The sequence below is a fragment of the Escherichia sp. MOD1-EC6475 genome, assembly GCF_003046645.1.
In the GTDB taxonomy this organism is placed as follows: Bacteria; Pseudomonadota; Gammaproteobacteria; order Enterobacterales; family Enterobacteriaceae; genus Escherichia; species Escherichia ruysiae.
The window spans coordinates 1-20,485 of sequence record NZ_PZKQ01000066.1 but is presented as its reverse complement, the minus strand read 5'-3'; the positions used below and the strand labels follow the sequence as shown (position 1 = coordinate 20,485).

The window sequence follows — 20,485 nt, the reverse complement described above, 5'->3', positions numbered from 1 at the left end:
TGGCTGCCACACCATGTTGCCGGGCAACAAGGGAGACCGTCATTCCCGGTTCAAAGCTCTGCTGAACGATAGCGATCTTTTCCTGTGTAGTACGCCGTCTGCGTTTCTCCGGCCCTAAGACATCAATCATCTGTTCTCCAATGACTAGTCTAAAAACTAGTATTAAGACTATCACTTATTTAAGTGATATTGGTTGTCTGGAGGTTCAGGGGGCCAGTCTAGAGCAATTACGCAGGCGCTCAAACTTGTTACAAGTTCTCTCTGCTCAAGAGATTCTGTCTGGAGAGATAAAAGTGGAAGGTGAAATTCGTACTTTAGCTCAATTATTTGCCCTTGAGCACCATAAAAACAAAGAGGAAGAAAACTAATGCGTGGTAAAGAATTGGATACTCAGATAGAGCATGAACTCCAGTTAATGTTGATTGAAGGGTTTGATAAATCGCCTATTTCAGCTAAAAACTTACATGCCAGACTTAAATCAAAAGGAATCATTAATGGTGGCTTAAGTACATTAAGTAACATTGAACGAAGGCGTCTTATTGCAGCCTATGTCGATCAACAACTATCGCCTCTGAATCTTCGTCCCAAAGAAAAACAGCAGTATGTGAACCGTAAGACTCGGCAGGCCTTGCTTGGTCGTAATCAGCAGTTACAGGAAGAGAATAAAGAGCTTCGCGAACAACTAGCTCAGAATACCTTGTCATTGATTGAAATTGTCAAAGCGGTAAAAGTCAATACGGTTATACCGGTAGAAAGCCTTCTTGCTCCGCATTTGATCATGGAATTACACAAAAGGAATAAAGATCAATGATAGATATAGCGGTATATTCGCACTACGAACTCATGAATAAACATCTTGCTCTATTCGAAAGATGAGCATTGCAACTTTCAACGCCCACTCATTAGAGTCAATTTTATCAGAGGGCGTCTACTACTGTAATGCCCTGCTTGGTTTATTGCACTGCACTTTTGTTACCTTCAAAAAGTTTAGCAGGCGTTTGTACAACATCATTTTTTGTCAGCAGTGTTGTCACCTGAAGACGTTTTGAGTGCTTCGATAAGTTTACTTCGCTCTTCCTCTGTCATTCGGGATATGAGTAATGCAAGTTCTGCTGTCGTCTGATCATCACAAAAAAAGTAGTTCAACGGTACGTTTAACTCTGCCGCCATTCGTCGAAGCGTATCAATATCGGGGACATGGCGTCCTTTCTCATAATGATTCATACGACTGCTAGCCGATGCGGGATCAAAGCCAACAAGGAGACCCAGAGAGCGCTGTGATAAACCCGCCCTGCATCTCGCTTCCTTAAGTCGTTCTGGTATTGGATTTTTTTCAGACACTGATTCATCTTCATTGGCCTCGAATGCTTAGATTGTCTAAGTATCTGTCATTGTTGTATACTTAGCAATCCTAAGTTAACAGCCTTGTTTTGTCATATGAATAGTCGAGTAACCAACCCTGAGTCGTACATATTTTCTGCAATCATCTTAATTGGCAAAGATAACTTCACCAGTAACGAAGTAGCAAAAATTCTTATCGAGCGATTTTCACTTCCGAAAAATTATTTAAAGGCAAAAGCTTTTGCTTATAACCAAATTCAATCCCTGGTTAGAAAAGGATTATTAAACAAAGTAAGAAAAACAGGCGTGCATCAATATTTATACTCAGTCACATCAGAATTTAATATCGCAACAGAATGCGTGGAATTAATTGAGGCAACCCCAAAGTCTTCCTGTCAACTTGTTTCAAGTGCTACCAACCATGAACGCAGCAATGTAAACATCCAAATAAGATCTCTTATTGAAAAATATAGCAGTGAGCTGGAAAAAATATCAGGAGCAAAAGAAATTTATGAAGAATTGATAATTGCTGTGCCGAGCAGGGAAGATGAATTCAGGAAGCTGTGTCTTGAGCAAGAGAAAAAACACATTAAGATAAATGAAAAAATAAACACATTGATTGGGATTTTATAATAAGAGCTTACAATAAAACAATGACTTTTGGGAATTATTTAAAGTTAAATGGCGTGATGAAAAAGAGAGGGCAAAACAGAGTCCGCCCTCTCCCTTCATGCCCTGACAAACCTCATTGCAATGAGATTAACAGCGTGCACCACTATATGCTAGTCCTTAATAAATATAAGCTCAGCCAGCCCCAGATGCAACCTTAAAGATTTCAGCACTACTTGTTAAACAACGAGTTCATCCTTACACCTTATAAGCTGTAAAGTAATAAAACACCTTACAAGCTGTTTTTCAAGGAGTGAACTTATTATAAAGTAATCGACATGGCCACCTACTTATGGATACTGTTTTTCCGGTTAGACTTCTTAGCCAGTTACGCCCACTTTTAATAGGTTTTCGTAAATCAAAAGGATTAACTCAAAGAGAATTATCTGCCAGGTTGGGTGTCACTCAGCAGACTTATGCTCGCCTTGAGGCAAACCCTTCAAAAGCAAGTTTTGAGCGTCTATACAAAGTTTTAAATATTTTAGGAGTGGAGATTTCGCTTAGTTCTGCACCACTTTCTACTTATAAAAAGCCTGCAAATTTTGTAGAAAAGGAGTTTGATTCACCGGCAAGGCGTGAAGAATGGTGATAGAAGCCAGGCTATTTGATAAGCCTGTACGTCAGGCAAAGTCCCTAAATGGTGATTATCATGCCGTCAGGTTAACAACTTTATCAATCGGAAGATCAATGCTGTCTGACGGGAAAGCGCTTTCAGAAAGGGGTCAGTTTGGATATCGAAAATTATTGTACGTTAAGATGGTTTTTTGTACCTCTGAGCTGTGGTAGAGCCTGACCACTTTGACAGGCAGCTTTGAGTGGTAAGCGGACGCTATGTATCATTCAGGAATGTGCTAAACCTTAGCTACCGCTCTTAGGGAAGTTCTGATAGGTTTTCATTGTCACAAAAAAAGGCGTGCAATTATATTGTTCTTCATTGTGTTGTTTTTTTCACTAATATGACGAATATAAGCCACAATCCCAGAATTTAAAAACAACAGTATATCGAGCCAGCTTGAGCAGGCTGGCTCTATAAAGTTCATGCTGTTATTAATAATTAAAGGTTTACGGTCTCGCCATCATTCGGAACAACTACACGGTCATCAATCTTGTTTTCTTTGATATAGGCACGCATATCTGCGCGGCTGACGGTTGTGTGGTTTACAGCATCCATATGCACTGTAATGATTTTTGCCTGCGGCAACATCTCATAGGCGTGACGGACATCTTTTGTGCCCATAATAATGCCTGCGTCAGGGAAATTCAGGTTGCGGGCATCACCGGTATTCAGCACTAACACATCCGGTTTGTATTTCACGATTGCCTTGTTCACGTCGGCATTCCACAGGGTATCGCCGGCAACATAGACGGTTTTATGACCTTTTGCCGTGAAAACGACGCCCATGGCTTCGCCGAGGATCTCGCTGAGTGACGAGGCAAACATTTCGTCAGTACCGTGAGCACCGTGCGTTTTAACCACCGTAACATCGCCGAACTGCATTGTACCATTCAGGACTTTGACGTTTTTAAAACCCTGACTCCGGATTAATTTTGCATCATCTTCATGCTGGGCGATGATGAGAATATCTTTAGGCAACTTTTTCTGGGCTTCCGGATCCCAGTGGTCAAGGTGCGTATGGGTGACAATGATCCCTTCCACACCCTTATAGGTATCCTCAATGCTTACCGGCAGTTCAACGAGAGGGAATCGCAGCTGGCTGTTGTGTGTATTCTCAAAACCGGGATAAGCATCTTTTTTACCCAGCATTGGATCGATAAGAAATGTTTTACCCGCAATTTCTATTCTGCCGGTTGCATTGCGTATTTGCTGATAATGATCGGCGGCAAAAGCAGAGGACAGTAATGTTGCACTCAGTACTACGGCAGCGAATAATTTATTCATGTTCATTCAGACTCCAGATGAGATATTGATACTACGATACAGTCTGCCATCAGCAGACATTTAAAAATATTAAGGGAAATAATTATGCCTGTATCTGATACCTGATTAGTTCCCGGCTGGCTTTAATTTCTCGTCAATCATAGGGGATACCCTGCTGATATGCCTGTGCCCACAGGGACAACTTTCGATGGTATCGGGTCATTGTTTATTTCGCAGGCGAAGAGTATGAAGAACCTGGCATTGACCGGACCACCGGCCTGTAGGGCTTATCTCCCCCTGGCTTCACAATTTCTGTCCTGCTTCGCGGGGAATTTTCTGCACTGGCACGACAGGCGTTCGCAGGTGTACCTCCAGGCCTCGCTGCTGAATTGACCCGTTTTCATTGCTAATTGGCTGTGAGCACTCTCACATGTGTCCTGTCGTGCTCCGTATACTCCTTTCACCATGAGTGGGCGGATGAGCGGCAGCTTAACGTTGCCGTTATTTCCCTCTGCCCGGGACCCGGTCGGATATTGTGTCATCTGGTTTCCTTCAGGCGGGTAAATGCCGGGCTGAGGCTCCCCGTCTGCTTAATTTCATTCCGGAGCTTCACTAACATGAGAAATATGCGTCAGCAGGTCCTGATACTTGCGGGATCACAGGCTATCTTTCAGTCGATATCGGTACTGATAATGACAATAGGCGGACTGGCGGGGGCCCTCCTGACGCCAAATCCTTCACTGGTGACGGTCCCCATTTCAATGGCAAGCCTGGGCACCGTACTGGTGATGTTTCCCGCCTCTTTATGGATGGATCGGGCAGGCAGAAAAACAGGATTCATTACCGGTACCCTGAGCGGGATTATGGCCGCCGTCATTTCCATGGTGGCCATGATCCAGGATTCATTCATCCTGCTGTGCCTGGGGATGTTTTTTCTGGGAATATACCAGGCCTTTGCGCAGTTTTTCCGTTTTGCTGCGGGTGAAGTTGCGCTGCCGGCATTCCGCACCCGGGCCATTTCGCTGGTTCTGGCTGGCGGTGTTGTTGCTGCCCTGTTAGGCCCGTTCCTGGCCAGCTACGGAAGCACACTGTTCAGCGTGACCTATATGGGGTCATTCCTCTTTATGGCCGTGCTGGCTTCGCTGGGGTTACTTCTGCTGTCGCGTTTACACATGCCTACACAGACCGCTGACCCGTCAGCACAGACCGGTCCCCGTCCGTGGTTCAGGGTCATATCCCAGCCGTCTTATCTTGTGGCGCTTTTTTCCGGTGCTTCAGGGTTTGGCATTATGGTGCTGGGACTGACCGCCACCCCCATTGCCATGAAACACTATGGGTTTGAACTCCCACAGATCGCTGTGGTTATCCAGCTTCACATTCTGGGGCGTTTCGTTCCCTCCTTTTTCACCGGAAGACTCATCGACCGGTTCGGTGTCACTACCATTATGCTGGCGGGGATCCTGCTCCTGCTTGCGTATATTGCGCTGGTGCTGTCCGGCGTCACGTGGGGATTTTTTGCCAGTGCGTTGATCCTGATGGGGACAGGCTGGAATTTTCTTTACGTCGGAGGGACCAGCCTGCTGGCAACGACCTACTCGGCAGCAGAAAAAGGCGTGGCTCAGGCGGCAAATGACATGAGTGTCTTTATCTTCAGTCTGATTTGTTCCCTGGGTGCCGGCCCACTGTTCAACGCATTTGGCTGGAAAACCATGCACCTCATCCTGGTTCCCTGGATCATCAGCCTGATTGCACCGGTGCTGTGGCTGATCTGGCATAAGAGGCGTGCGGTCAGACCGGCTCTGAAATAAGGACGCTGTCCCGCTGTTACCTGACGAGTCATTCCGCGTAAATGAAATTACTGCGCGACAGCTGATATCCTGCTGGCGCTGCTGACGGGCACAGGTTGACCTGATTTCATCGCCTAATGACCTGTGAGCGTGTCACGCCCACCGGGATCACCGTTTATAGTAATCCACCTGCCACCCCATGATCCGATCACCACGGGCGGGATGTGGCTTAAAATCTGATGAATCACTGGAGAGAGAAATGAAGTTAACGCAAGTCCGTAATGCCACCCTCATGCTGGAATACGCCGGAAAGAAATTCCTTATCGACCCGATGCTGGCAGAAAAAGACGCCTGGGATGGTTTTGCCGGAAATGCGCGTCCGCACCTCCGCAACCCTATGGTACCGCTGCCTGTGGCGGTTGAAACGTTGCTGAACGTTGATGCGGTGATCCTGACGCACACGCATACTGACCACTGGGACGAAGCGGCACAGAAGGCGGTGCCGAAAGACATGCTTATCTATACCCAGGACGAAAATGATGCTGCACTGATCCGCTCTCAGGGATTTGTTAATATCCGTGTACTGAAAGATGAAAACCATTTCGTAGATGGCCTGACAATTTACAAAACTGACGGCCAGCATGGCAGCAATGAACTCTACGCAGATACCGTCTGGGGGGAATTACTCGGCGATGCCTGCGGACTGGTATTCACGCACCACGATGAAAAAACGCTTTATATCGCAGGGGATACCGTCTGGGTGAAACCGTATGTAAAAAGCCTGCAGCGTTTCCGCCCGGACGTTGTGGTGCTGAATACCGGCTATGCGGTTAACGATCTTTACGGACCAATCATCATGGGTAAGGAGGACACGCTGCGCACCCTGGCGATGCTGCCTGAGACAACCATCGTTGCTTCGCACATGGAGGCGATTAACCACTGTCTGCTCACCCGCGCCGAGCTGCGTGAATTCACCCTTGAGCACGGCATTGAAAAACAGGTACGGATCCCGGCTGACGGAGAGATCCTCACGTTCTGATGGTCTGCATACTTCCGTCCCTGGAGATACTCCGGAACCGGCCACGGCTGCCATATAGCCGGTCCGTATGAACGTGTCAGCGACCGGAATTCCGGTCGCTGCAACTGACGAAAAGGTAAATACGATGTCTGCTTTGACAGTTGCCGTCATTGTCACTGACGGTTTCAGCCCGTTTCACTTTTCTGTACCCTGCATCATTTTCGGCGCCTCAATGCCGGAACCGGAGCTGTTCCGTGTCGAAATCTGTGCCCGGGAGCCGGGTATGGTGCAGTCTGATATCGGACTGTCCATCAACGTTGAGCATGGGCTGGAACGTCTTGATGCTGCCGATATTATCATCGTCCCTTACTGGCATAATCCTGATGAGAAACCAGACCAGGCACTGCTCGATAAGCTGATCAGCGCGTGGCAGCGTGGCGCACAGGTGGTGGGGCTATGCCTGGGTACCTACGTGCTGGCTTATACTGGGCTGCTCGACGGACACCGTGCTGCCACACACTGGGAGTATGAACAGGATTTCACAGCCCGCTTTCCTGACGTTCACCTAGACAGCAATTCGCTGTATACCCGCGACGAACGGCTGATTACCTCTGCCGGCACTGCTGCGGGTATCGACTGCTGTCTGAGTATTATCCGGGACCATTACGGTTCGGCCGTTGCCAACCGGGTGGCCCGGAGGATGGTCGTTCCGCCTTACCGGGAAGGCGGCCAGGCTCAGTTTATAGAACGTCCTGTCCCGGAAACAACACGGGACAACAAAATGAATGAATTAATGGATTATCTGCGCCGCAATCTGGACAAACCTCATGACCTGGATTCACTGGCCGGATTTGTCAGCATGAGCCGGAGAACGCTGACCCGTCACTTTCTGAAGGCCACCGGTACAACACTGGCAGACTGGATCAACGCGGAACGACTTCAGCGAAGCCAGGAGCTGCTGGAGACGACCAGCCACAGTATTGAAAAGGTCGCCGAAATGGCCGGATTTCAGTCACCCGTTTCATTCCGTCAGAGTTTTAAGTCAAAATTCAGTGTGAGTCCCAGCGAATGGCGCCGCGCATTCCGGGGGCCTGATCTGGTTGACCGACAAAATGACCAGGCATGACAGCGAATATGGTATTTGAATCCTCACAGATACTGCACAGCAGATTTAGGGCACTCCCCTTCCGGACGCAGTGGTCCCCTCAGCCAGTCAACGATGTAAAATTTAGTTGTATGCGATCCACGGCAGGATGAAGGGTTTTTAAGCCGGCTCCTGCTACGGCATTAACAATTTTCCAGTACCGGTGTGTTTTGTTGTAAGAGCTGCCCCCATAGATTTACACTCTGAGGCGTTAGCAACATCCGCTTCTGGCACACAGCGGACTTTCCTTACATAGATGATGCATCAGTCTGCTAATCACAAAGGTTGTTACAGGGCGCTAACTATTACGCCATGACTGCAAATAAACACCGTCATTCCAGCCTTTCAGGCAGTTTCATTATTTTTATGAAGCGCTTGTATCCGGCAAACCTGTGAAGCACTGTAGCCTGTAGCATCCGCCGTTTCCCGGATACTCAGTTTCTTTACCTGCCGGTAGTACAGGACTTTCTGATGCCGTTCCTGATCGGCTTGCTTACCCCGGTACTTTCCAATTGTATGAGCCCGCTCGATTCCCTGTTTTTGCCGCTGGCGGCGGCTCAGCCAGTCCTTATGTGACATTGCGGCCATCAGATCGATAAGCATGTTATTGATGGCGGTTATTACTGCGCGGGTGATCGGATCGGCCTGAGAAGGATCCTTATCTGACAGTGCCTGCCATGATGTGGGCACATCAAGACTGACAATTCGCAGCTCATGTTGTTCTATCTGTTTTTTTAGCGTCATCCAGTCGCTGTTACTGAGACGTGTCAGACGGTCTATCTGCTCGACCAGTAAAATATCATTGTGGTGACTGTCCATCAGTAAGCGTCCCAGTTCCGGGCGCTCAAGTTTTGTGCCACTGATATTTTCCCGGTAATAGCTGGCGATTTTATGCCCCCGTTCCTGGACGAACTGCTCCAGCATCTCTTTTGCTCGATCGGCGAACTGGTCTTCCGTCGATGCCCTTAAATAAGCTCTGATGAACATTTTCCCACCGCATTATCGCATTTAGGTTATTGCACTTAATCTATCGCATATAGGTTATGTCATTCATCGTGTGCCGTCACGTTTTGATTATGGCGTCAGGGTGTACCCTTATGCGATAACCATTTTTGTTAAAAATACCGCATCGAATAATTTGTGAGGGAAACTATATGGCAAGGAGGCAGATTCTTTCTCTGTCGGATAGAGAATCATTACTGGCATTGCCTGAAGATGAGTTAACGCTGACCCGAATGGCGTATTTCAGTGAGCATGATCTGGCGCTTATCAGTGCTCACCGTAAACCCGCCATGCCCGCGAACACTTTAAATCTGAACCTGAATATTTATGGAGTAATTTGCCGCACTATGCGGTGCTGCGCCATCACGATGGCGAAAAATGGTTTGGTCTGGTCATGAATGTGCCCGGAACAAAACTGGGTCTTGAAACCCGTGATGACGTCGACGTGCTGGAGGTGAAGGTCAGACCTGAACACATCGGGCCTCTTCGCAGGAAAGAAGGCATTCTGCCTGCCTGGCACATGAATAAAGAGCACTGGGTGAGCGTGATCCTGGACGGTCCCCTCACGACAGACGAGATCTACGATCTGCTGTATGAAAGTCACCGGCTGACCTCTGCATAGGGTGCCAGCGCCGCCTGCGGGCGGCGTCCTCCCTCTTTCTGCGCGGCGGTGCGCAAGTAACGACAGCGTCAGATAATCATTATTGCCCGAATATCGTTTACGTTTGTTAGCGTTGGCCCGGTTATTACCAGGTCATTAAGCGCGTGAAAATAGTTATAACTGTCGTGATCATCGAGATAATTAGCCGCATCCAGGCCTCCCATTTTGCCGCGTGTTAACGTGTCCGGAAATACCAGAGCACCTGCTGCATCTTCTGTGCCGTCGATACCATCACTGTCGCCGGCGATAGCCCATATGCCGCTTTCCCCCTGCAATGCACAGGCCAGACTGAGCGAAAATTCAGTATTTCGCCCACCCTTTCCGGGCTGGTCATTGTTTACCGTTACGGTGGTTTCACCACCCGACAGCAGTACTGCCGGACCGGAAACCGGATGACCATACTGCTTCACGGATTTAGCAATCCCGGCCATAACAATGGCCACTTCACGACTTTCGCCTTCTATCGCATCACCCAGAATAAGCGGCGTCAGTCCGTGTCTGCACGCAGCCAGCGCGGCAGCCTGCAAAGCCAGCCGCGGCGTGGCAATGAGTTTAACCTCGCTGTTCGCTGTGCTTTCAACCGGGCCTGCCGGCTGGCTTAGCAGTTTATGAACAGGTTCCGGGGTCTGAATACCGTAGCGCTGGAGTACCCGAAGCGCATCAAGCGGCGTGCTGTCATCGGCGACAGTAGGACCTGATGCCACATCTGCCGGGTTATCCCCCGGCACATCGCTGATAATCAGTGACACAATACGGGCCGGTTGCGCCATTTTTGCCAGCTTGCCGCCTTTCACCGCGGAGAGATGACGACGTACTAGATTCATCTCTTTGATATTGGCACCACTGTGCAGTAGCGCGCGGGTAATGGCCTGCTTATCTTTCAATGTTAATCCTGGTGCGGGCAGCGCCATCAACGCCGACCCGCCACCGGAAATTAGCGCCAGCACCAGGTCATCAGAGGTCAATCCGCGCAGCGCTTCCACAATCAGCATTGCGGCAACTTCGCTCATCGAATCCGATACCGGATGAGCAGCCTCGATAATCCGGATGCGGCCAGCAGGCACCGCGTAACCGTAACGCGTCACCACCACGCCAGACACATCCACATCCGGCCAGGCTGCATCCACAGCCGCTGCCATTGCCGCCGAGGCTTTACCGGCACCGATTACCACGCAGCGGCCACGCGGTTTTTCCGGCAGGTTAGACAGGATCGCAGGCCCGGCTCGGGCGCTGTCGACAGCATGCTGAAAAATATCCTGCAGGATCTCTGCAGCCTGTTCATTTTTCATGGTTATACGGTCTCGGCGATATTTGCTCTGGCTTCGATAAATTCCACTACAGCACGGGTGACGTCCGCGGTACTGGCCGTTCCACCGACATCTGGCGTCAGAATGCCTTTCTCACAAACATATTCGATACTTTCCATAATCAGCGCCGCGGCGTTACGCTCTCCCAGATGTTCAAGCATCTGTACCGCAGTCCAGAAGGTTGCTATCGGGTTAGCAATACCTTTGCCGGTGATGTCAAAAGCTGAACCATGGATAGGTTCGAACATGGAAGGGAAGCGGCGTTCCGGATCAATATTGGCGGTCGGCGCCACGCCCAGACTGCCAGCCAGCGCACCGGCCAGATCGGAGAGGATATCGGCGTGCAGATTGGTGGCAACGATGGTATCCAGGGTCTGGGGATGCAGCGTCATGCGGTGCGTCATGGCATCGACCAGCATCTTGTCCCACTGCACATCCGGGAATTCCTGCGCCACTTCGGCGGCAATCTCATCCCACATCACCATTCCGTGGCGCTGGGCATTGGATTTGGTCACCACTGTCAGCAGTTTACGTGGACGAGACTGCGCCAGTCTGAAGGCATAGCGCATAATGCGCGTAACCCCGACGCGGGTGAAGATTGCCACCTCGGTGCCGACTTCTTCCGGTAAGCCACGGTGTGCACGGCCGCCGTTGCCAGAGTATTCCCCCTCGGAGTTTTCTCGCACAATGACCCAGTCAAGATCGCCCGGCCCGCGGTTCCGCAGCGGTGAGGTGACACCCGGCAGGATTTTGGTTGGACGCACGTTGGCGTACTGGTCGAAGCCCTGGCAAATTGGCAGGCGCAGGCCCCAGAGAGTAATATGGTCAGGCACATCCGGTGCACCCACCGCACCGAAGTAAATTGCATCAAATTTTTTTAGTGTGTTAAGCCCCTCTTCCGGCATCATCACGCCATGTTTTTTGTAATAGTCCGCCCCCCAGTCAAAGGTCTCCACATCAAAGTTCAGCTGCGGATTGTGGCGTGTCAGCGCATGCAGCACTTCAACCCCAGCAGAGATGACTTCCGGACCGATACCGTCGGCGGGTATAGCAGCAATTTTGTAGGTACGCATAGTTACTTCTCCAGTTAATGAGTATGAGGATGAGGGATCTCTGCCGTTTGCGATTTATTCGCTCTGGCAGAAAGAATCAGGACAACGAGGGCCGAGATCGCCAGCAGTCCGGCGACAAAGTACAGGCCCCAGGTGTAGCTACCGGTTTGCTGGCGGATCACGCCAATCATCATCGGGCCGACAAAGCCGCCGAGGTTACCAATGGAGTTAATCGTGGCAATGCCCGCTGCCGCTGCCGGGCCGCTAAGGAACACCGTTGGCATACTCCAGAGTGGCGGTTTGGATGCGCTGATGCCCACGGTGACCAGCGTTAAGGCGACGATCACGGTAAAGAGTGTGCTGACGTTACCGGCGTAAATCAGACCGGCTGCCGCCAGCAGACAGGCGCCAATCACATGCCAGCTGCGCTCTTTGGTGCGGTCGGAATGCCGTGCCCACAGGATCATGGCAATGACGCCGATGACAGCCGGGAAAGCGTTGAGGAAACCGATCTCCAGCGAGGTAGCACCAAAGCTGCGGATGATTTGCGGGGACCAGATGCCAAGCGTGTACAGGCCGGCAGAAGTACCGAAATAGACCAGTGCCAGAGCCAGTACCCGCTTATCCGCCAGTCCTTTCCATGCGCTGCTGTGGCTCTGTTTTGCCGCCCGGGCCAGTTCCTCGGCCTGCATGGTGTTTTCCAGCCACGCACGCTCTTCGTCAGTTAGCCATTTAGCTTTGGCCGGACGATCGGTAAGGAAGAACAGAACCACAACGCCGAGTATCAGCGCTGGCAAGGCTTCCAGCACAAACATCCACTGCCAGCCGGCGTAGCCGAGGAAGCCATGCATCTCCAGAAGGGCGGCAGAAATAGGCGATCCCAGTGCTGTAGAGAGCGGGGCTGCGGCCATAAAGATGGCAGTGACCTGCGCGCGTCTGGCTGCCGGGAACCAATAGCTGAGATAAAGGATAATGCCCGGGAAGAAACCGGCTTCCGCCACGCCGAGCAGAAAACGCAAAATGTAGAAGCTTGTTGTACCCTGCACAAAAGCCATGCAGCCAGAGACTAAGCCCCAGGTGATCATCACGCGGGCGATCCAGATGCGGGCTCCCACTTTATGCAGGATTAAGTTTGACGGGACTTCAAACAGAAAGTAGCCGAGGAAGAAAATGCCGGCGCCCAGCCCGAAAACGGTGGGCGAAAACCCCAGATCCTCGTTCATGGTCAGGGCGGCAAAACCAATGTTTACCCGATCGAGGAAAGCGATGAAATACAGCAGCATGATAAAAGGAATAATGCGCAGGGTAACCTTGCGCATGACCTTTTTTTCGAGGTGATTATTCATTTTGGGGATGCTCCATTGTCGTGTAGGGTTGTTATCGTTTTGTAATAAACCCAGTATGGAGAGGTGTGCGGTTTTATCATCAGCACTGCTTTATACAAATTATTTAGATAATCGGTTTCTGGTGAAAAAATGGATATAAATCAGCTGCGTTGCTTTGTGGTGTTAGGTGATGAGCTTCACTTTGGTCGGGCTGCCCGTAAACTCGAAATGATGCCTGCGTCACTCAGCCGTTTCATCAAACTGCTGGAAGAAGATCTGGGGATAAGGCTACTGAATCGATCAACCCGGAATGTGTCGCTTACGCCTGAAGGCGCAGAGTTTTTAAATGAGGCCAAAGCCGTGATTGCTGATTTCGATGCGCTACGGCTGCGGTTCCGTAAAAATGTGCTGCCGCAAAAAAGGACGCTGCGGATCGGTGCTATTGACAGCGCGGCCAGAGGATTACTGCCGGAGTTACTTAATCTTTTTGTCAGGCAGTTTCCTGATGCGGATATCCATATCACGGAAGATAAATCTCACAATCTTATCCCGCGGCTCATTTCCGGATGGCTGGACCTGGTCTTTGTGCGTCCGCCTGAACATGCTGATGCTACGCTGACTACCCGTTTTATCGCGAATGAGACCTGTGTGCTTGCCGTACCTGCTGACCACCGGCTGGTCAGTTATGACGAAGTCAGTATCGCTGATTTTCGTAATGAACCCGTTATCGTGCCGGAAAGACGTACCCGGCGTCACAGCCATGATCTGACGATGAATATTTTCAGGGAGGGTGGCAGCATGCCCGTTATTGCGCAATATGCCGAAGAGAAGCAGACCATCCTGAGTTTTGTTGCCGCCGGGCTGGGCGTAGCCCTGGTGCCTGCATCATATAAAAATATGAATGCCGACGGTGTCAGATACCTTGCTCTCTCGCCGATGAAGCATGTTGAAGGGCTACCACTGAGCGCAATGTGGCATCAGGGAAATAATAATATTTATGTCAGATCCCTGCTGGATATGCTTTCCGATAACATCGAAGAGCTGACCCGTAATTTGTGATGTGGGAAACGTATTTTAGCTTAATTATTATTTTTGATTATAAAATCTATAACTTAACCTAAGGAGTACACGTTCTGTCACAAGGACAGTCTGACTACATGACGAAGGATTATAGGCCACTCAAAGATGACGGTCGCCCTACCCAGCTCCGCACTCATATTCCTCCTCACAATATAAATACTTTTCTCGCTAGTTGATTTAAGGGTGAAGAAAAGATACCTAACAAGACCGATGAAAAGTGCGGTCATCCATCACTTTTAAATAAAGCACGTCGCCGGGGAGCCACCTTCTGTCTTGCTGAGCTTCTTCGTCAACCTAGCGTAACGGTATGCCTGGTGCTGGCCGTGTCGTTGATCTCAGCATTCTGGCAGTAACCACGGGGCCCGGACAGGCTCAGGTAATTAATTGTGAAGTTATCCGCGATAAAAAGTGGGTTAATGTTTATTATTTCTGCACTTAGCATATAGGGAATTCAGGATATCTATGTTTGGAAAGCTCCTTAACAGCGTGACCTGGCAGGTCAGAACTGACCTGCGCCGCAAACTCAAAGCCAACCGGGACCATAAAAATCTCAGCTGGAATCTGGCGGAAAGGCTGCAGGTTTATTGCTCCACGCATTACATTCGGGCCATGCTGATACTCTGGGGAGTGGCAGCTGGCGCGGTGGCGGTGGCTCACTATGCCCGCCCTGTCTTTGATCCGTTTGCCCGTCAACATTTTAAAGGTATTACGGCCTTGCCCGGGTGGATGTCCAGCCTGCTGGGAAGCCAGGTGACCCTCATCGGTATTGTGTTCCCGCTGGTTGTCGGTCTGATCAGTGTTCTTTTTCAGAAAAAATCATCCCGGATTCATATCCAGTCCGCCTATCAGTTGAATTCCGGGTATATGTTTGCAGGATTAAGCGCCCTTTCCCTAGCGGGCTTTATTCTGATGGCGGGGATAGCGTCGTCACTCGGGGATAACTATCTCAATACTGCGATGGCGGTTACCGCCTTTATCTGGATGCTGTTCAATATCTTTCTGTCCATCTGGTTCTTTGTCACCAGTCTCAATGTCCTGGATGATGATAAACGGGACCGTCTGATGAAAAAATACTATCAGTCACAGATGGTGAGCCAATATATACAGCAATCCATGATAAGATCCTGGTTGCAGTATCCGGGTCATTATATTGGCAACCAGTATCTGAAGACGATAAAAATACTGCCCTACGCAGACGCCATGAACGACGGGATGAACACGCTTACCTGCCCCGTTAAGAAAAATGAAGTCGTAAAAGATATTTACCTGAGGCCACTACTTTTCCTTCTGAGACGATTACGGCCCGTTCCGGATCAGGAGGCTGAGATTGTGATTCTACCTTCGTCCGGCAGAGAAAACGACAACTTAACCCTTTTGTCGGCAAAAGGAGTTATTACCTCCCAGCTGTGGAACTGGCTGTACAGACGTTGTATTCCGATGGGCGTACCTCGGCAAAAGAAAGATTATAATGACATCCCCTATGATTTTTTTGGTGAGGCCTATGATGCCCTGAATGATAAAAACATTGGCATTTTTAAAATGGCTGTAAAAAGACTTACGGGAACCTACACGTCTGTCAAAAGGAGCTTTTGTTATGCTGACGGTAATTTTCTGGACGAACAGGACGCCTCAGGCCTGAGCTATTCTTTAAGCCAGTCGTTTCATTTTGAGTTAAGGCAGTTTATAAGGGAAACGGTAAAATCAACTGAGACGACGGGTGCCTACTTCAGTGAAGCGATGTATGTCCCCTTACACGTCTACAGGGAATCTGACAGTACCAGTTTCACGGATTTCAGACAGTTTATACAGTCGCTCTTTAGCGTATGGCACACCCTTACTGAATGGAAAGCAGGAAACGGCGGTACCCTATCCGTCAGCCAGGAACAGACACACCAGGATCTGATCCGCAGTTTCATCAGTCTGTGGGAAGGCTGGAGTATGAGGGACGTCATCGGTAAACCTGACGCCGGGGATTATGCCAGCCGCCTTTTATTCCATCTGCACTACACCGTCAGACTAATTATTCCTCCTGTAGTGGCCGACAATGTGTCGTCTGCAAGACATGCGCATGATGTGCTGTGTCTATGGAATGAGAAAAGTCGCTTCTCCCGGTACTGGGAGGAAGAATTTCGATGGCACAGCTTCTTCCTCAATCCTGATTATATGAATCTGGAACCTCCGGGCCCGCAGTGGACCACGATGCTCAGGGGCGGTATGTATAATGAAAAGGCAGCATCAGCCATCATTTTCAGTAATGCCTTATGCGATATGCGGCTGTTGATATCAGGATATATCGTTGCCAACCTGGAGCCCCAGGGGAATATTGATCTCGCTGACCTGGTTAACCGTCTGGGATTGTCGTCATTATTTGAAGAAAGGGATGACAATGACGCCGCCACGCCCGCTTTCAAAACGGCCACGGATATTATCGATATAATCCTGAGAATCGAACATTACCGGCCGCAGAACCACAACAACTGGTATGGTGCCCTGTCAGAGACCATTGAAGCCCTGACCTCGTTTAATGAGAGACCGTTAATATCCGGCAGAATCTATTCAGGGATAAAGGATGATCTGGCCTCTCTTTATGGTGCGTTTGCGCTCCTCGCCATCCGGCTCGCCAGAACGTCAGAGCCTGTAACCGAACGCGTTTCGGAGGCACTGGCCGGGGGCCTGTTTTCTTATTTTCGTAAAGAGCAGATCATTCATACACTCGAAAGACTCAAACGAGACCCGTTTGTCCCTTATCAGGGGTATATGCTGTCGGCCGCCGAATATGCCGGACAGGTTCCCTTTTTCAATGACATAGTGGACCGGTATATTGAGGCGTTTAGCCGCAGCAAGACAGCTGATATCCTGGCAGCAGAAGTGGATACGGAACGACTGAGAAAGACCGATATTCGTCTGACGGCAGAGTTGCCAGGGGCGTTGTCAGAAGACCCTCTACTTGCACGCTTCAACTTCACTGCGGACCCGGATTTCCGGCATGACTGGCAAATGAGGTGCTATTCGGCAGGAGTGCCCAGAGAATATGTGGCCCGCCATCTGAACACGAATTTCTACGGCGATTTTCCTGCCACGGCAGACCTGAAGGGAAGCATGCTTCACCGGCTGCATTTTATGCTGGGTAAATTACCCGCCACCCTTAACACACCGGTAAGCAACCTGCCGGATCTGCTGCAGGCTGTCCGGCAGCACACAGCAGATCAGCGCGATTCTGTGCTCATTATCTATGGTTCCCGGTTCAGTGACGAATTACGGGAGCTGAGTTACCAGCCGGACAGGCATGCTGCGCTGGATCTGCAGATTGATACCTCTGCCCGAGGTGTCCACGGACTGCCCGTCAGGATCAATAACTGTCTCATTTATCAGGTTCGCCATGCCCTGCAGAATTATTCCCTGCTGGTCAACAGGGAAACCTTTGGTGAACTGAAGCTGTTCCGGTATCCGGATGGTACGCTTTTCAATACCTTCTATCGCAGTAGCGCCGATCCGCTTGAGGGGGAGCTTAAAACGGTGTGGGAATTTGACATGCAGGTAAAAGGCCCCTTGGCTGGCCGGTTCGACCATCTTTGATTTCATCCTTCCGGCGACGCAGACAGGGCGTCGCCTTTTTATGCTTATATGCTAATAATGAAAGTATTTACTTTAAATATTTGCAATAATCCCTTATTCACAATAGTTTTTATTCATTAGTGCCTTATCTGTACTAACTTTCTCTCCTCCTCTGCTAAGATCCGAAAAATGCCAGAACCGGAAGTGAAGTAACGCAGCGACTGAAAATATTTCTCTCCTGCGTTACCGACATCCTTGTGGTGCCCGGACATAATTGCTGGGGCTGCAAATTATGAGGAAAAGACATGAAATACCTGCATAGCCCAAAGCTGTATAGGGCTAGGATAGGGTTGAGACATATCTACCTCTTGTCGATTTATTCTTTCTTGCGAACCATTAGTAATTACACCCGAATAATCGCCGATTTCAACCTTCTCCCTGCATTTCTGAATCTGTTCTTCAAGGAGCAATTTGCTCAACTCATCAGAATCTGCAAAGTGGTGTTCAACCTCGATCACTACACCAGCAAGTTCACGAACTTTGTAGAAGTTGCCATCTCTAACAACTTCGTAACCGTCATATCGTAAGATTTCATTGATCTGGGCAGCACACTCTTCAACCGTGCCATTGGTTACTTCCAGCCAGAGGCGCGGCTCGAGCATTCACCGGTTTTTCGGGTAGATTACCTTGCATTCTCGGATTTTTCGTTTTCTCCAATACACAACTGCCCAGAAACACAAGGTAAGCAGGCTTTCAGAAAATACCCATAAGAAGCGGACTCTATGTTAGTTCATGAAGTTATCTGGAAGTGAGTTGATATTTATATTAAAAATATTCATTTAAAGCAATAAGATAAGGCGTTTTTTTCTTATGAACTGAATTCTCACACAACATAAGTTAAATGCAAGATATCAACATACACCTGACCACCGTACCGACCTCATAGCTTTAATGTACATGCTCCCTCCCCATTACCCGACAGGCACTATCAATCGTTTTGCCTCGGGCATTTCTGTTTTTGATATACTCAAATCCATTGTCGCCAGGAAAATGTGCAAAGTGACTAAAGATAAATGGAGAATGTTATGATCAGGCAGAAGATTTTACAGCAGCTCCTGGAGTGGATTGAGTGCAATCTCGATCACCCTATCTCAATCGAAGATATCGCACAGAAATCTGGCTACAGCAGACGCAATATTCAACTCCTGTTCAGAAACTACATGCACATGCCCCTGGGCGCATACATCCGCAAACGAAGACTTTGTCGGGCAGCCATTCTTGTCAGACTTACTGCCAAATCAATGCTTGATATTGCGCTCTCTTTGCATTTTGATTCACAGCAGTCATTCAGTCGTGAATTTAAAAAATTGTTTGGATGTTCTCCCAGAGAATATCGGCACCGTGATTTTTGGGATCTAACAAATATTTTACCCCCGTTATTAACGCGTCAACATCAAAAGACAGATTGCACATTAATCCATCTTCCTGAAACACGTATTTTTGGCAATGCATTTAAATATGATATTGAGCTGTCTAATACGCCACCAGATGAAGAAGCAAAACTTATGAATTTAGCTTTTTGTGCAAGAGCTAATATAAAGGGGTAAGTTCTATTGGATGCTGACTAAATTACGGTTGCGTAGTTATTATTTAGTAATCGCAACTGGCCTTCCGTAGATGGGGTGCATTACAGCTAAAATAAGTCAATAAGCCTTCGGTGGTATGTCAATCCTCATTTATAGTCATGTGATCTTCGACCAGGAAATATCTTATAGATATTACTTAATTTTCCGCATCGTTATTATCTGCGCACATCTATACTGGACTATGGCTGTAGAAATAAAAATCACTCGTTAACATGGTTGGCTGAGATTCCAGTAATAACCTTTGTTATTTGACAATATTATCCACCGCTTTCATAAATTAATGATGACGAATAATGATATTTTACGGGCTGATTTTTATGTGATAATCATGTTGCGTAGGAAAATTACAGAAAAATAACAACATATAACTCAACACCCCTTATCGGAAACTGTTGTATCTCATTGTAATTAATTATGAAAAATACACCGTACTTATTCCGAAAATCAAAAATCGGTTAGGATTTTGTTATTTAAAACCAAAGCCATTACGCTTGCTTACTTTATCGATAAATCCTACTTTTTTTAATGCGATCCAATCATTTTAAGGAGTTTGAAATGGATAAGAAGCAAGTAACGGATTTAAGGTCAGAACTACTCGATTCACGTTTTGGTGCGAAATCTATTTCCACTATCGCGGAATCTAAACGTTTTCCGCTGCACGAAATGCGCGATGACATCGCATTCCAGATTATCAATGATGAATTATACCTGGATGGCAATGCCCGACAAAACCTTGCCACATTTTGTCAGACCTGGGACGACGAAAATGTTCATAAACTGATGGATCTGTCGATCAACAAAAACTGGATCGATAAAGAAGAATATCCGCAGTCCGCAGCTATCGACCTGCGTTGTGTAAACATGGTTGCCGACCTGTGGCACGCGCCTGCGCCGAAAAACGGTCAGGCCGTTGGCACCAACACCATTGGTTCTTCCGAGGCCTGTATGCTCGGTGGGATGGCAATGAAATGGCGTTGGCGCAAACGTATGGAAGCCGCAGGTAAACCGACCGATAAACC

Annotated in this window: 18 protein-coding genes and 2 pseudogenes; 12 read left to right on the top strand and 8 right to left on the bottom strand. The window is 48.7% G+C overall.

All coding sequences use genetic code 11. The annotated features are described in order from the left end of the window. A partial coding sequence (locus A7589_RS20110) for an IS3 family transposase (protein WP_000567664.1) occupies nucleotides 1–130 on the bottom strand: 130 nt, incomplete at its 3' end. A 115-nt stretch (nucleotides 131–245) separates the two neighbouring features. Here A7589_RS20110 and A7589_RS23540 point away from each other — a divergent pair. After that, nucleotides 246–368 carry a hypothetical protein gene (locus A7589_RS23540; protein ID WP_258962848.1) on the top strand — a complete coding sequence of 41 codons (123 nt, stop codon included), beginning with the start codon at nucleotides 246–248 and terminating at the stop codon, nucleotides 366–368. Further along, the gene (locus A7589_RS20100; RefSeq protein ID WP_016236669.1) at nucleotides 368–811 is read left to right on the top strand and encodes a hypothetical protein; all 444 of its coding nucleotides are present in this window, start codon (nucleotides 368–370) and stop codon (nucleotides 809–811) included. The genes A7589_RS23540 and A7589_RS20100 overlap by 1 nt, the downstream gene beginning before the upstream one ends. A 197-nt stretch (nucleotides 812–1,008) precedes the next feature. Here A7589_RS20100 and A7589_RS20090 read toward each other — a convergent pair whose 3' ends face one another. Beyond that, nucleotides 1,009–1,341: a helix-turn-helix domain-containing protein gene (locus tag A7589_RS20090; protein WP_024168380.1), complete on the bottom strand. Its 333-nt coding sequence runs from the start codon at nucleotides 1,339–1,341 to the stop codon at nucleotides 1,009–1,011. Nucleotides 1,342–1,437: 96 nt separating this feature from the next. On the opposite strand from A7589_RS20090, the gene A7589_RS20085 reads away from it, so the two are divergent. Next, nucleotides 1,438–1,974: a hypothetical protein gene (locus A7589_RS20085; RefSeq protein ID WP_108188979.1), complete on the top strand. Its 537-nt coding sequence runs from the start codon at nucleotides 1,438–1,440 to the stop codon at nucleotides 1,972–1,974. 328 nt (nucleotides 1,975–2,302) lie between these two features. Then, nucleotides 2,303–2,599 carry a helix-turn-helix domain-containing protein gene (locus A7589_RS20080; protein ID WP_032144004.1) on the top strand — a complete coding sequence of 99 codons (297 nt, stop codon included), beginning with the start codon at nucleotides 2,303–2,305 and terminating at the stop codon, nucleotides 2,597–2,599. Nucleotides 2,600–3,064: 465 nt separating this feature from the next. Here A7589_RS20080 and A7589_RS20070 read toward each other — a convergent pair whose 3' ends face one another. Continuing rightward, nucleotides 3,065–3,910 carry an MBL fold metallo-hydrolase gene (locus A7589_RS20070; protein WP_201261859.1) on the bottom strand — a complete coding sequence of 282 codons (846 nt, stop codon included), beginning with the start codon at nucleotides 3,908–3,910 and terminating at the stop codon, nucleotides 3,065–3,067. A gap of 605 nt (nucleotides 3,911–4,515) precedes the next feature. Here A7589_RS20070 and A7589_RS20060 point away from each other — a divergent pair. The 3 genes from A7589_RS20060 (at nucleotide 4,516) to A7589_RS20050 (ending at nucleotide 7,820) form a co-directional block, all read left to right on the top strand. Further along, nucleotides 4,516–5,697, top strand: coding sequence for an MFS transporter (locus A7589_RS20060; protein ID WP_077875618.1), 1,182 nt, complete (start codon nucleotides 4,516–4,518; stop codon nucleotides 5,695–5,697). Between the two features lie 238 nt (nucleotides 5,698–5,935). Then, on the top strand, nucleotides 5,936–6,715 hold the full coding sequence (locus A7589_RS20055; protein ID WP_021571264.1) for an MBL fold metallo-hydrolase: 780 nt from the start codon (nucleotides 5,936–5,938) through the stop codon (nucleotides 6,713–6,715). Between the two features lie 124 nt (nucleotides 6,716–6,839). After that, nucleotides 6,840–7,820 carry a GlxA family transcriptional regulator gene (locus A7589_RS20050; protein WP_021571263.1) on the top strand — a complete coding sequence of 327 codons (981 nt, stop codon included), beginning with the start codon at nucleotides 6,840–6,842 and terminating at the stop codon, nucleotides 7,818–7,820. Nucleotides 7,821–8,183: 363 nt separating this feature from the next. Here the strand turns inward: A7589_RS20050 and A7589_RS20045 are convergent, their stop codons facing one another. Beyond that, on the bottom strand, nucleotides 8,184–8,825 hold the full coding sequence (locus A7589_RS20045; RefSeq protein WP_001567361.1) for a recombinase family protein: 642 nt from the start codon (nucleotides 8,823–8,825) through the stop codon (nucleotides 8,184–8,186). Between the two features lie 304 nt (nucleotides 8,826–9,129). Between A7589_RS20045 and A7589_RS20040 the strand changes: the two are divergent. Then, a pseudogene (locus A7589_RS20040) lies at nucleotides 9,130–9,462 on the top strand (MmcQ/YjbR family DNA-binding protein); the annotation flags it as partial. 68 nt (nucleotides 9,463–9,530) lie between these two features. On the opposite strand, the gene A7589_RS20035 reads toward A7589_RS20040, so the two are convergent. Genes A7589_RS20035 through A7589_RS20025 form a run of 3 tightly spaced genes read right to left on the bottom strand, consistent with a single transcriptional unit; the run spans nucleotide 9,531 to nucleotide 13,206 of the window. Continuing rightward, complete coding sequence (locus A7589_RS20035; RefSeq protein ID WP_061351188.1) at nucleotides 9,531–10,790, bottom strand: glycerate kinase type-2 family protein; 1,260 nt, start codon at nucleotides 10,788–10,790, stop codon at nucleotides 9,531–9,533. Between the two features lie 2 nt (nucleotides 10,791–10,792). Further along, the gene (locus A7589_RS20030; protein ID WP_021571259.1) at nucleotides 10,793–11,881 is read right to left on the bottom strand and encodes a tartrate dehydrogenase; all 1,089 of its coding nucleotides are present in this window, start codon (nucleotides 11,879–11,881) and stop codon (nucleotides 10,793–10,795) included. Between the two features lie 14 nt (nucleotides 11,882–11,895). Continuing rightward, nucleotides 11,896–13,206, bottom strand: a complete 1,311-nt coding sequence (locus tag A7589_RS20025; RefSeq protein WP_021571258.1) for an MFS transporter — start codon at nucleotides 13,204–13,206, stop codon at nucleotides 11,896–11,898. A 129-nt stretch (nucleotides 13,207–13,335) separates the two neighbouring features. Between A7589_RS20025 and A7589_RS20020 the strand changes: the two genes are divergently transcribed. Together A7589_RS20020 and A7589_RS20015 are read left to right on the top strand one after the other, a co-directional pair. Continuing rightward, on the top strand, nucleotides 13,336–14,244 hold the full coding sequence (locus A7589_RS20020) for a LysR family transcriptional regulator (protein WP_021571257.1): 909 nt from the start codon (nucleotides 13,336–13,338) through the stop codon (nucleotides 14,242–14,244). Nucleotides 14,245–14,727: 483 nt separating this feature from the next. Next, nucleotides 14,728–17,841, top strand: coding sequence for a hypothetical protein (locus A7589_RS20015; protein ID WP_021571256.1), 3,114 nt, complete (start codon nucleotides 14,728–14,730; stop codon nucleotides 17,839–17,841). A 269-nt stretch (nucleotides 17,842–18,110) separates the two neighbouring features. Here the strand turns inward: A7589_RS20015 and A7589_RS20010 are convergent, their stop codons facing one another. Then, complete coding sequence (locus A7589_RS20010) at nucleotides 18,111–18,482, bottom strand: hypothetical protein (RefSeq protein ID WP_021571255.1); 372 nt, start codon at nucleotides 18,480–18,482, stop codon at nucleotides 18,111–18,113. A gap of 423 nt (nucleotides 18,483–18,905) precedes the next feature. Between A7589_RS20010 and A7589_RS20005 the strand changes: the two are divergent. Then, nucleotides 18,906–19,409 (top strand): annotated as a pseudogene (locus tag A7589_RS20005) (helix-turn-helix domain-containing protein); the annotation flags it as partial. A 612-nt stretch (nucleotides 19,410–20,021) separates the two neighbouring features. Continuing rightward, a partial coding sequence (locus tag A7589_RS20000) for a pyridoxal-dependent decarboxylase (RefSeq protein WP_235613324.1) occupies nucleotides 20,022–20,485 on the top strand: 464 nt, incomplete at its 3' end.